Annotated in this window: 9 protein-coding genes; 5 read left to right on the forward strand and 4 right to left on the reverse strand. The window is 41.7% G+C overall.

The genetic code is table 11. The features are described from left to right. Nucleotides 1–3: 3 nt before the first annotated feature. Both MKO06_RS10765 and MKO06_RS10770 read right to left on the reverse strand, forming a co-directional pair. Nucleotides 4–330, reverse strand: a complete 327-nt coding sequence (locus tag MKO06_RS10765; RefSeq protein WP_241551177.1) for a hypothetical protein — start codon at nucleotides 328–330, stop codon at nucleotides 4–6. 139 nt (nucleotides 331–469) lie between these two features. After that, nucleotides 470–1315: an OmpA/MotB family protein gene (locus tag MKO06_RS10770; protein WP_241551178.1), complete on the reverse strand. Its 846-nt coding sequence runs from the start codon at nucleotides 1313–1315 to the stop codon at nucleotides 470–472. 402 nt (nucleotides 1316–1717) lie between these two features. Between MKO06_RS10770 and MKO06_RS10775 the strand changes: the two genes are divergently transcribed. Together MKO06_RS10775 and tamL are read left to right on the forward strand one after the other, a co-directional pair. Beyond that, nucleotides 1718–6721: a translocation/assembly module TamB domain-containing protein gene (locus MKO06_RS10775; RefSeq protein WP_241551179.1), complete on the forward strand. Its 5004-nt coding sequence runs from the start codon at nucleotides 1718–1720 to the stop codon at nucleotides 6719–6721. Next, nucleotides 6711–9002 carry a translocation and assembly module lipoprotein TamL gene (tamL, locus tag MKO06_RS10780; protein ID WP_241551180.1) on the forward strand — a complete coding sequence of 764 codons (2292 nt, stop codon included), beginning with the start codon at nucleotides 6711–6713 and terminating at the stop codon, nucleotides 9000–9002. Before MKO06_RS10775 ends, tamL begins: the two co-directional genes overlap by 11 nt. Here tamL and upp read toward each other — a convergent pair. After that, complete coding sequence (gene upp / locus MKO06_RS10785) at nucleotides 8999–9658, reverse strand: uracil phosphoribosyltransferase (protein ID WP_241551181.1); 660 nt, start codon at nucleotides 9656–9658, stop codon at nucleotides 8999–9001. The genes tamL and upp overlap by 4 nt on opposite strands. A 244-nt stretch (nucleotides 9659–9902) precedes the next feature. Here upp and MKO06_RS10790 point away from each other — a divergent pair, with 244 nt between their 5' ends. The 3 genes from MKO06_RS10790 (at nucleotide 9903) to MKO06_RS10800 (ending at nucleotide 11647) form a co-directional block, all read left to right on the forward strand. Further along, nucleotides 9903–10277: a nuclear transport factor 2 family protein gene (locus MKO06_RS10790; RefSeq protein WP_241551182.1), complete on the forward strand. Its 375-nt coding sequence runs from the start codon at nucleotides 9903–9905 to the stop codon at nucleotides 10275–10277. 49 nt (nucleotides 10278–10326) lie between these two features. Continuing rightward, complete coding sequence (locus MKO06_RS10795) at nucleotides 10327–10938, forward strand: DinB family protein (RefSeq protein ID WP_241551183.1); 612 nt, start codon at nucleotides 10327–10329, stop codon at nucleotides 10936–10938. A gap of 88 nt (nucleotides 10939–11026) precedes the next feature. Further along, on the forward strand, nucleotides 11027–11647 hold the full coding sequence (locus MKO06_RS10800) for a hypothetical protein (protein WP_241551184.1): 621 nt from the start codon (nucleotides 11027–11029) through the stop codon (nucleotides 11645–11647). Between the two features lie 55 nt (nucleotides 11648–11702). Here the strand turns inward: MKO06_RS10800 and MKO06_RS10805 are convergent, their stop codons facing one another. Next, on the reverse strand, nucleotides 11703–12185 hold the full coding sequence (locus MKO06_RS10805; RefSeq protein WP_241551185.1) for a ferritin-like domain-containing protein: 483 nt from the start codon (nucleotides 12183–12185) through the stop codon (nucleotides 11703–11705). Nucleotides 12186–12280: the final 95 nt, after the last annotated feature.

A 12280-nucleotide genomic window follows, 5' to 3' on the forward strand; every position in this document is an offset into this window, starting at 1 on the left:
TAATTAGATCTTTTTATCTGATTTTGGGTGGTCTTTTGATTTCTCCCAATCTTCGCGTTTTCCTTTTTTATTGTACTGGTAATTCTGCGCATCTGGCAGGTCACCTTCTTCCGGGTCATTGGCTCCGCTGGCAGGTATATCCATTTCATCAGAAGTAAAATCTACATCGCGTTCCCTGTCTAAATCCTTATCCTGTCCCTTGTTCATAGAACGGCCTTTTTGGTTCAGGGCCTGTTTGTCTTCACTGGTCACATCAGGATTATACGGAAGATTGTCAGGTTTTCCTTTCTTTTTTTCTTCTTCAGGTCTATTCACTTTCTTTTCCATCATCGTTCAAATTTTAGTTCTCCTTAATGTAAGCTTTAAAAGTTGGAATAAATTATAAGCCCAGGTTAAATCAAGTTAAAGCTTTTAGAAAATAAAAAAGGGAAGCACGATGGCTTCCCTAAAAGATGAAGGATCTTTTATCTTAATTCTGGGCAACACTCTCCTGGTCTTCAAGCATTGCAAAGAATTTATCAAGGTTCGGGATGATCACGATTCTGGTTCTCCTGTTCTTAGCCATATTTTCCTTGGAAGAATTATCTACTAAAGGCTGGTAACTGCTTCTACCTGCAGCGATCAATTTAGAAGGATCTACTTCATATTTATCCTGAAGTAACCTCACTATAGACGTTGCTCTTCTAACACTAAGGTCCCAGTTGTCTTTCAGGTAAGAATCCTTTACCATAGTTCTGTCGTCGGTATGACCTTCGATCATTACCTCCATGGCAGGTTCGCTGTTGATCACCTCAGCCAGTTTTTTAAGTAGTGGCTGTGCTTCCTTGGTAACCCTGTAACTTCCTGTACCGAACAATAATTTATCTGAAACATTGATCATTACTACAGTCTCATCAACGCTAATGTCGATATCATCTTCATCAGCTCCTTCACTAATGTTCTTTTTAAGATTATGAGAAACAGCCAGGTTGATAGAGTCTTCTAAGGTCTTGGCCCCTTTTACTTTTTCTGGATCCATTTTGGCAATGGTACTGCGCATTTTTGCTTTGGTGTTCTTAGACATCACCGTTAGATCGTTCATTTCCATCATCCCCTCATTTTCAGTTCTAAGGGAATTGATCTTGGCATTATAGTCGGCTACTCGCTCCTCTATACGTGCATATTTATCTTCGATCTCCTCTTTTTCTACTCGTGTTTTCTGAAGGGTACTTCTGGTATCGTTCAGCTCACTCTCCAGTGCCACATATTTCTTTTTCGAAACACAGGAGGTAAGCACCCCCGCAGCTAAAACAGTTACTGTTATTACTCTTTTCATAATGTTTTTTTAATGTTGAATTGATTTTAGTATTCAGTCTTTCGAATAGTGTAGATGCTAGAATAATGCCATCTCGCCATCATTCTCCTTTTACTCAATAAATTCTTACTATTAATATTTCAACTAAAGTCAGCAATAACGGTGCCTGAGAGATTATTATGCATTTTATCGAGTGGCTTTAGGATATAGTGGCCAGTAATTTCATACAGGCCTTAAAATTGTGGAAAAACCGATATCCTGTGGAAAAAATCTCCAGTTCCATGTATTTTTTGAGATTATAAAAAGCCAGTGAACTTAGTGTTTTCAGCAGATTTTAACAGAAGTTTAGAACAAATTGGGTTTACAGCTCTTCTCTTTATCTTACCTATACAATACCTTTGAAGATAAACTAAAATCAAGTTTTTGGCTAAAACCCGCAGAATTCTCCTTAAAATCCTAAAAATCCTGGGAAAGATCATCCTGGGAATACTTATATTATTACTGATTTTAGTGCTTTTTGTACGCAGTCCATGGGGTCAGGATTTCATTAAGAACCGCCTCATCTCGAATATCGAAAAAAAGACCGATGCGAAAATAGATCTTGACAGGATCTTTATCGAGTTCGATGGTGACATCAGCATTGAAGGATTATATATCGAAGAACCCGATGGGGATACCCTCGTTTACGCTAAAAACATCTCTGCAGCTATTCCCTTTTGGCCAATTATAAAGGGAAACAGTTTCAGTTTAAATGAGCTGCAGGCCAATACCCTGAAGGCAAGGATCATTCGCCAGGATTCCATAAACGGCTTTAATTATGAATTTTTGCTGAATGCCTTCGGAAGCGCAGATACCACTCAAACCGCCCCGACTACCGATACTACCTCAGCTCCAATGGAGATCAATATTGGTGATATAAACCTGAATGATTTTGATATTCTTTACCAGGACGCGGTGACCGGGATCGATGCCAGTATAAAGTTTAATTCACTTGAAATAGGACTTACTGAAACCGATCTTCAGGAGATGATCTTCCGGGCAGACCAGGCAGTGCTCAGCGATGCACAGATAGATTACACCCAAACAAAGGCCGTTCCTCCCAGTGATAGTCTTCCCCCGCCGGAACCTATAATTTCTGTTAATGATCTTAAGCTGAAGCAGATTTCAGGAAGCTATCGGTCAAAACCAGATTCTCTTGATACCGAATTCCAGATCGCAGATTTTCAGCTGGAAAATTCTGAAATGGATATGAAAAAACTGGCGATCACTTCCGAAGGTATCACGCTTAAAAATTCGGATATAGGCATACGAATGCAGCAACCTGAAGTCGCCCAGCAAAGCAAAGAACCTTCTGAAACTACCGAATTTGAATGGCCGGGATGGAACATTAAGATAGACAGGATCAACCTTGAAGACAATTCTTTCGATTATTTCGTGAATAATGCCGAAGTTAAAAAAGGTGTTTTCGATCCCAATGCCATCTCTTTGGACAGCCTGATCTTTAAAGCTAACCAGTTTGCTTACCAAAAGGAAGAAGCCAGGCTTAATATCGAAGCCATAAAATTTAAAGAGGGTTCGGGAATTGAATTAGACAGGTTCGACCTGCAGGCCCTGCTTACCGATAAAAAATTACAGGTCGATCAAATTGGAATCGCACTAAACCAGAATCGGCTTTCTGGTTCTATAGGTCTGGATTATAAAAGTATTAACGAGCTTATCAATCAGCCTGGCGAGGTTAGAATGAATGCCAATATCAGTATTTTGAATATCCTCGTTAGCGATCTTTATCGCTTCCAGCCGTCCCTGGAAGAAAACCAGTATTTAGATTCGCTGGCAGGATATCCGGTAAAAGCAAATCTAAGGCTTAGCGGTACTCTCAATGACCTGAGTATCGACGATCTCGATCTGGCCTGGAACGACACCCGAATTTCGGGAACAGGAAAACTATATGACCTTCAGGATCCTGAATCCCTGGTTTATGACCTGTCTTCGGCTACAGTAAAAACTCAAAAGAGCGATGTTCTCAATTTTGTTAAAGAGGCAGATCTCGGGATCAAGCTTCCGCAGGAAATTAAACTAACCGGAAGCTTTTCCGGCAGCAGCTCTCGCTTAAAGACCAATTCTGAACTGATCACCTCAGATGGTGCCCTGAATATTACCGGTGAATTCGATTTTGCCGATGCCATCGCCTTCGACGCCGAAATAAAGGGGGATAGTATCGCCCTGGGAGAACTTCTCCAAAATGAGGCCCTGGGAGAAATTGGCCTTAGTTTAAGCCTGAAGGGAAGTGGGAGTGGAGTAAATGACCTGGATGCCAACCTTCAATCTAATATCACTTCTTTCACTTATAATGACTATGAATTCAAGGATATTTCGATCACCGGGGAACTGGAAGATGGCAAAGGCCCGGTAAACCTTACTTACAAAGACCAGAATCTTAATATGCAGGCCAGCTCTGTGCTGGAACTGGATACGGTTTCTACCAGGATAGACTTCGACCTGGATCTCGAAGGAGCCGATCTTGGAGCCCTTAATGTGACTCAACGAAATATAAGAACCGGTTTTCAATTGGATGGCTGGTTCCGCAGCCTGCCAGATGGCTACGAGGCCGAAGCCGAAATAAGGGATGGTGTGGCCGTCTATAATAATGAATCCTACCTTTTGGGCAACCTTGATGCTTCGGCTTATGTAAGACCCGATACCACTTCCATCCAGGTATCCAACCGGGCGCTGAAACTGGATCTGCAGTCAAATGCCGATCCCGCTGCATTCACTGCTGCGATAAACAGGCATTTTAGAAGATATATCACCGAAGGCGTTGTGGAAGATACGGTTACCAATCCCGTTAACCTGAAATTGGAGGCGCATATCGTGGAAACCCCTATCTTAAACGAGGTTTTTCTTGTTAACCTCCAGGAAATGGATAGTATAGACATAGATATGAATTTCAGCGAAGAGGAAAGAAGACTCGACGCTATGGTATCCATACCATACATCAACTATTTCAATAGTGAGATCGATAGTCTTGAGGTAGAGATGGAATCAAATGAGAAAGACCTGAATTTTGAGTTTGGTTTCAAGTCCCTGGATGCCGGTCCATTGGCCATCAAAAAGACCCGTTTTTCGGGAAGGGTGATTGACCAGAAACTGGACCTTGATTTCGCCTCAAGTTTTGAGGAGGATTCCCTGGTCTTTGTTCAGTCGCAGTTAAATTTTAAGGGCGATACTCTTAAATTCCATATAAAACCAGAGAAACTTATCCTGAACCGAAATCCTTGGCAGATCGCCAGCTCTAATCAGGTAAGTTATTCGGAAGGTTATTTGAATTTTGAAGATTTCATTTTAAGCAGAAATCAGCAACAAATGAGAATAACGAATGATCTTACAGGAGTTGAAAAAGAACACCTGGGTATGGATTTTGAAAATTTCAACCTGGCTGCCCTGTTGACCTATCTAAACCCTGAAAATGAACTGGCAACGGGACAGTTAAACGGAAGGCTGGTGTATGAGGATCCTTTCGGAAAAAGCGGAATCCTGGCCAACCTGAACGTAAATCAACTTCAGGTACTTGGGGTAGATCTCAATAGAATGGACATAAAAGGTAATTCCACCGGCTTCAATGAATATGATTTTGAAATGGCGGTAAAAGGCGGTGAAGTAGACCTTGATCTTACTGGCTCTTACACCGCTGCGGAACCTTCGGCAGATTTGGACCTAAATCTGGACCTGAACGAAGTTAAGATGAGTGCGGTGGAAGGTTTTTCACAGGGAGAATTGACCAATACCAGTGGTTCTTTTTCAGGAAACTTCAGCATAACAGGAAATGTGACCGAACCCCAATACCAGGGCGAACTGAACTTTGACCAGGCCAAATTCAATATTGCTTATGTAAACGCAACATTTACGTTGCCAGACGAGCAACTCAGGCTTGAAAATGATGCAGTATATTTCAACAGTTTCAGGATACAGGATGCCCGCAATAATGCATTCGTGGTTAATGGTGAAGTAGATACAGAGAACCTGCTTAACCCGGGCTTTGATCTCGATCTGGAAGCACAGGATTTCAAACTGCTGAGTTCAACCAAGGAAGATAACGAACTTTTCTATGGAGAAGCCGTAATAGACGTAGATGCCCAGATCACAGGAGACCTTAATTTACCGGTAGTAGATGGATCGGTGACCATAAAGAAGGAAACAAAATTCTTCTATGTGATCCCAGAGAACGAGATACAAATGGAAGAACGGGACGGGGTGGTGATCTTTGTGAATAAGGAAAATCCGGATGATATCCTTTCCCAGCCTCAGGAAGAATCGTATACAGTTTCTGGTTATGATATTTCTGCGCGCATCAATGTAAAGGAGGGAGCTGAATTTAATGTGATACTGAACGAAGATACCGGCGACCAGTTCCAGGTAAAAGGGGAGGGGGACCTGTTATTCGACATGTACCCTAATGGCCGTATATCACTTACCGGTGTATATGAGATCAATGACGGATTTTACCGAATGAGCCTTTATAACCTGGTAGAAAGACGTTTCGATATCGCCGATGGCAGCCGGGTTTCCTGGTCTGGTGATCCCTTTAACGCCCAGCTCGACGTGCGGGCGATCTACGAGGTGGAAGCCTCTGCTTCGGCCTTAATGGCCAGTCAGATCTCTGGGGTTAACCAGGACCTGGAAAGACAATACAGGCAGGAATTGCCATTCTTTGTTTACCTTAATGTGGACGGAGAATTAACCGAACCAAAATTGACCTTTAACCTAGACATGCCAGAGGATGAGCAGGGAGCAGTAAACGGACAGGTTTATGGCCGAATTCAGCAATTGAACAACCAGGAACAGGAATTGAACAAGCAGGTCTTTTCGTTGCTGGTTTTAAATCGGTTTTTCCCCGAATCGGGTAGCACTGGCGCAAGTGGAGGAACCCTGGCTGTGGCGAGAGACAACCTGAATGATGCACTTTCTGACCAATTGAACATGCTTTCCAGCAGGATCCTGGGCGAAAGTGGAGTGCAGCTTAATTTTGAGCTGGATAGTTTTACCGATTACCAGGGAAATACCCCGGAAGACAGAACCCAGCTGGATATAAATGCCCAGAAAGCATTTATGGAAGACCGCTTAATCGTGGAAGTAGGAAGCGAAGTAGATATTCAGGGTGGAAATCAGCCCGGGCAGCAGGGCACGCCGCTAATTGGAAACGTGAGCATCGCTTACCTTCTGGATCCAAATGGCACCTGGAGACTGAAAGGATTCAACAGAAGCCAGTTTGAGAATGTGATCGACGGACAGATCATCGTTAGTGGTATCGCACTGATATTTACCAAGGAATTCAATGAATTTAAAAACATCTTCGAAAAGGCAGTTGCCGATGAAGTTAAAAAGCAGGAAAACGAAACCAAGGAAAATCAGAGTGAAGATGAAAAATAGGATAAGCTACATATTGATCTTGATTTGCCTTTGCTATTCCTGTAATGTAAAAAAGTTCATTCCAGATAATGAATTACTCTATACCGGTGCCAATATCGAGATCGAGAGTGATACAACGATCGAGCAAAAAGAACAGTTGATAACCCAACTGGAATCGGTAATCAGACCTTCACCTAATTCAAAATTCCTGGGAATGCGTCCGGGTCTTTACTTTCATTATAAAGCGCAAAGGGAAAAGCCAGGTTTTATCAATAAATTCCTGAATAAGAACCTGGGAGAGGAACCGGTTTATCTTTCAGATATCGAGATCACCAATACAGAGGACCTGCTGCTGAATAGACTTGAGAATCGTGGATTCTTTTATAGCCGGGTGGAGTCTGAAGTAACCGAAAACAAAGAAGAACAGGTGGCAAGTACCGACTATAGGTTAATCGTTCCCGAGCCTTATTTGATGGAAACTTACCAGTTAGATACCGATACGCTTCTGGTTTACCGTCAGATCCAAAATCATATGGAAGAAACGCTACTGGAAAAGGGAATGCGTTTTGACCTTCCACGGTTAAAGGCCGAAAGGGAAAGGCTGGATACCCAGCTGAAAAAGAAAGGATACTATAACTTTAATCCCGGCTTCCTCATTTTTGAAGCCGATACCAACCAGTATGTCAACAAAAAAAGATTCGATCTTTATTTAAGACTGAAAAAGGATGTTCCTCCAAAATCGGTAATTCCCTATCGAATAACCAACGTAAATGTATATGCCAATTATAATGTAGATGAAGATTCGTTAACAAAGAACTTCAAGAGATACGAGGAAAAGAATTATTTCCAGCAGGAAGTGATCTTCAAACCCAAATACCTGGATCCCTATATTCTAATCGAAAACGGCGATCTTTGGGATCCTGAAAAGTCAAGGAATACCAGTCGTAGATTAGGATCTATTGGCTCTTATAAATTCGTGAACATTCGCTACGACGAGGTAGATACGCTGGCTACCGATAGCATAGGTTTGCTGGAAGCCAATATTTACCTGTCTCCGCTTAAGAAAAGGGCGATAAGGGCCGAATTGCAGGCCGTAACCAAATCTAATAATTTTACCGGTCCACATCTGGCATTGACCTTTTCGAACCGAAACCTGTTCAAGGGAGGAGAGAGCTATCATGCATCAGCCAATCTTGGTTTCGAATTCCAGTCGGGGTCGGCAGGAGAGGCGGGCAGGAATAGTATTCAGTTAGGCCTTACCAATGACCTGATCATTCCGCGGATGCTGTTTCCCATTAACCTGAACACCGATTTCTTTAAATATTCCATTCCGAAGACCAAAATAAGCCTGGGAGCCGATTATCTGACCCGAAGTGAACTTTTCAGCCTAACTACTTTACACTTTGATTTTGGTTATTACTGGAACGCCAATGAATATGTGTCTCATGAAATTAATCCCATAAGTTTGAATTACCTGAGCCTGGGGGATACCACTCCCGAATTTGAGGATATATTGAGAGAGAATCCGTTTTTGGAGGCCAGTTTCAGGGATGAATTTATTGCGGGACTTAATTATTCGTTCACCTATAACGGGATCATTGATCCTAACGAAAAACATGTTTTCTTTTTGAATTCAAATTTCGAAATAGCCGGGAATACATTAAGCCTGTTTGCGAGTGAAACTGAAAATGGTGAAAAAGAAGTCTTAGGATTGAAGTATGCCCAGTTTGCCAAGCTGGATGCCGATTTCAGGTATCATATCAGGATGGGAAACTCGCAGGTACTCGCTACCCGTCTTTATGCGGGCTATGGCCTTCCCTATGGAAATTCAGAAGTGATGCCCTACAGTAAACAATTCTTTGCTGGTGGACCATATAGTGTGAGGGCATTCCGTACAAGGTCCCTTGGTCCTGGAACCTATACACCACCAGATGGAGATCCAGGTTATCGTGACCTGAATGGTAATATTCGTCTCGAAGCTAATGCTGAATATCGTTTTCCTTTAATTACGTATTTAAATGGTGCGGTATTCGTGGATGCCGGAAACGTTTGGACGAGTGATGTGAATCCAGATCTTCAGGACGATCCCGGGAACGAGCCTGGAGTAGGACAGTTCAACAGCAATTTTATCAACGAACTGGGAATTGGTACAGGAGTAGGTTTAAGGGTGGATATTCAGAGTTTCGTGATCAGGTTCGACCTGGCTGCACCTTTGCATGATCCTACAGCACCTGGCGGGCCTGAATGGGTTTTCGAATTCGACAAACCGGTATTCAACTTCGCGATAGGTTACCCGTTTTAATGCTGTTTCTTGGTGCCATAACACAGGTCTCCCGCGTCACCTAATCCAGGTACTATATAGCCGTTCTGGTCGAGTTCCTTATCAATGGTGGCGATCCATAATTTGGAATTTGGCGGAAAAATTTCCTTTAGGTTTTCGATCCCAACTTCAGATCCTATCACCGAAACAAGGTGGATCTTCGCAGGAGTTCCCATGGGTTTTAATGCTTCCAGGACATTTGCAAAAGAAGTTCCGGTAGCCAGCATGGGATCGGCCAGTAAAAGGGTTTTTCCTTCCAGGGAAGGCGATGCCATATATTCTACCAGGACCTCGAATTTCTCATCATTATCTGGATGATGCCTGTATGCTGAAATAAAGGAATTTTCGGCGTCATCAAAATAATTCAGCAGGCCCTGGTGAAGGGGTAGACCGGCACGAAGAATAGAACAGATCACCAGGTCGCTTTCGGGTTGCGGAACATCAACTTCTCCCAGTGGTGTTTGAAAATGTTCTTTGTTATACTTTAGTTCCTTGCTAAGCTCATAGGCGAGGATCTCTCCAAGCCTTTCAATATTCTTTCGAAACCGAAGGCGATCCTTCTGAATCTCTACATCCCTCAACTGGGCGATAAATTTATTGGCGATTGAATTTTTCTGGAGCAATTCCTGAACCTGCATATTTTGTATGTTGGATTGAATTTCAAATTTAGAAATTTCCTGTTGAATGTATCCCAAATTAATCATTCAGCATAAGAAATAAAACTGTAAATTTATATAGTAACTAGCTGAATAACAGTTTTAAGAAGAAAAATCGACCCTTTATCTAAATTGGTTGAACTTTAAACTTTTGATTCCGAATCGATCCAGAAACAAAATAACGGCAGATCCTGATTATTCAGTTTAAAGATAAAAAAACAGGCATATGAAAAACAGAGAGAAATTGATGACAAAGATCAATAAGGCCTTTGCTGAAGGAGATGCTGAATTTATTTCAAATAGCGTTACCGATGATATCAAATGGGTGATCGTTGGAGAAAAGACAATTTCTGGAAAAACTGAATTTGAAGCCTCCCTGGATCGTATGAAACTGGGTGGCCCCCTTGAGATCATCGTTAAAAATGTGATCAATGAAAAAGAGAAATGCGTGGTAGAAGGTATCGTTGAGATGAAATTAGAACCGGCTAAGGCCAAAAAATATGCCTTTTGCGATATCTATATTTTTCCTGATGAGGTATCGAATAAGTTCCGGGAACTGCGAACCTATGTTTCACCAATCAGGGACAAATTAAGCATTTAGGTTATTAGTTTTTATGTCACTTCGTGCTAACAAGTAATTTTTTAATATCATGAAAATTATTTCAATTTTTATGTGCCTGCTGCTTCTGGGTGGAGTGGAAGGCAATGATGGGAAACCTGAAATTTTAATGACCCAGGACAGGGATATCTATGAACACCTGGACAGAACTTCAGAAGAATTGAACGAGGCAATCGATGGTTTAACCGAAGAGCAAATGATTTTTCATCCTGGCCCAGACAGTTGGTCTATCGCACAGGTCGTAGAGCACATTAATACGGTAGAAGGAGCCTTATACGGGATGCTTCAGAATAAATTCAAGGAAGATGAGACTCCCAGTATGAGGTCTGAATTAAAGATGAGCGATGAACAGATCCTGGGATTTATTTCAGACCGAAGTGAAAAGATGAAGACACAGGCACAATTTGAACCTACTGCCGAATTTGCCACCTCTGAAGAAGCTCTGGAAGCCTTTAATGAACAAAGGGATGAGATCGTTGATTTTCTTAAAGATTCCAATGTAAATATGAGAAACTATATCAATGAATTTCCGTTTGGCAAAGTAGATGCACATCAAACTGTTCTTTTTATGTCTGGGCATACCCACAGGCATATTCAGCAAATTGAAGAGATCAAACAGAGTTCAGGATTCCCCCGAGATTGATGAAGAAATTCGGTGAATATTAGATTGTTGCATACATTTCGTAATTTTGGCTGTATTTTTGATGCATTATATTTATAATTAACATATCATGCGATCCATATTTATCTTGTTAGCTTTCATTGGTTTTAGCTTCACGGCTACGGCCCAGATAGAGATTCCCCGAAGCACCAATACCGGGACGATGATCCCTGCAGAAGAAATGGAAGCTGGAAAATTCCCCATTCTTAAAAGAGAGGAGACCAAAAGTGAAAGCCGGTTTTTAAAAGATAAACCCAAGGAGATAGACATGAGAGAAAATCCCAAAGGGCTTTTGACTGCAGCTGATGCCTATAAAAATAAAATGACCAAGGATCGTGAGGTGATAGATGAATTCAAAGGAGACCAGAATTTAGGTAATGTTGTGACTCAGGGAAAATTCGTTGAAGTCTATTGCCGGGACCACGAATATGTAGATGGAGATAAGGTCATGATCATCGTGAATGGAGAGGTGGTCGCAAAAAGTATGAGCCTTGATGCAGGGTTTCAGCCGGTACTTGTAAGCCTTCAGGATGGTTTTAACAGTATCGAATTCGTGGCATTGAACCAGGGATCATCGGGCCCAAATACCGCTGAATTAAGAGTGCTCAACACCAAGGGAGAACAGATCGCTAAAAAGGAATGGAATCTTTTAACCGGTGCTAGGGCACAGCTAATCGTCGTAAAAAATTAAATAGTTCAAACAGTGCAAATAGAAAAAGCTGGTATCTCTACCAGCTTTTTTAGTTTTAATCATAAAGATCTTCCAGTACGCTGATATCCTTGAGGGTCTCACTTATTTTCTTCCTATGGTCTTCAAGCATGGCTTTAACTTTAGGAGGAAGCATAAGCTTTTCCAGTTTTTCATCATATTCTTTCAAACTGGACTTCTCTCCGCGCAAACATTCCTCAAGTATACTTTCGTCATCATTTTTGGAAATGGCGGTTTTAATATCTATCCAGAATCGATGGATATTCGCAATGGTACTACCTTTTGAAGATTCCTTTGGATGTTCGTTCAGCTCATGGATTTGCTTATCCAGTTCGGTTGCAAAATGGTTTCGCTGAACGGCCTGTTTTTTCAGGAATCTTTTGAGCTGAAGACTATCGGCATGTTCCATTGCTTTTTTAAATCCCTTTTCAGCATTATAATTCTTTTCCAACAGGATGTTCAGGGCTTCAACCAGGTTCTTGTGACTGGCTTCTCTAGCCGCTTCTCTTGTGGTTTTCATAAGCCTAAAATTTTATTGGTTCACTCTCATAAATTTACTCTAAAAACCTCTGGTCAGGAAGCGATGGGTAAGAAATTAACATGATGAATATCAGC

This window comes from Christiangramia oceanisediminis (assembly GCF_022570735.2).
Lineage (GTDB): Bacteria > Bacteroidota > Bacteroidia > Flavobacteriales > Flavobacteriaceae > Christiangramia > Christiangramia oceanisediminis.

Bases quoted from the DNA above. Each gene is read 5' to 3' on its own strand.
- MKO06_RS10770 (WP_241551178.1), bottom strand. From the start codon at position 1,315: ATGAAAAGAGTAATAACAGTAACTGTTTTAGCTGCGGGGGTGCTTACC.
- tamL (WP_241551180.1), top strand. From the start codon at position 6,711: ATGAAAAATAGGATAAGCTACATATTGATCTTGATTTGCCTTTGCTAT.
- MKO06_RS10790 (WP_241551182.1), top strand. From the start codon at position 9,903: ATGAAAAACAGAGAGAAATTGATGACAAAGATCAATAAGGCCTTTGCT.
- MKO06_RS10795 (WP_241551183.1), top strand. From the start codon at position 10,327: ATGAAAATTATTTCAATTTTTATGTGCCTGCTGCTTCTGGGTGGAGTG.
- MKO06_RS10765 (WP_241551177.1), bottom strand. From the start codon at position 330: ATGATGGAAAAGAAAGTGAATAGACCTGAAGAAGAAAAAAAGAAAGGA.
- MKO06_RS10800 (WP_241551184.1), top strand. From the start codon at position 11,027: ATGCGATCCATATTTATCTTGTTAGCTTTCATTGGTTTTAGCTTCACG.
- upp (WP_241551181.1), bottom strand. From the start codon at position 9,658: ATGCAGGTTCAGGAATTGCTCCAGAAAAATTCAATCGCCAATAAATTT.
- MKO06_RS10805 (WP_241551185.1), bottom strand. From the start codon at position 12,185: ATGAAAACCACAAGAGAAGCGGCTAGAGAAGCCAGTCACAAGAACCTG.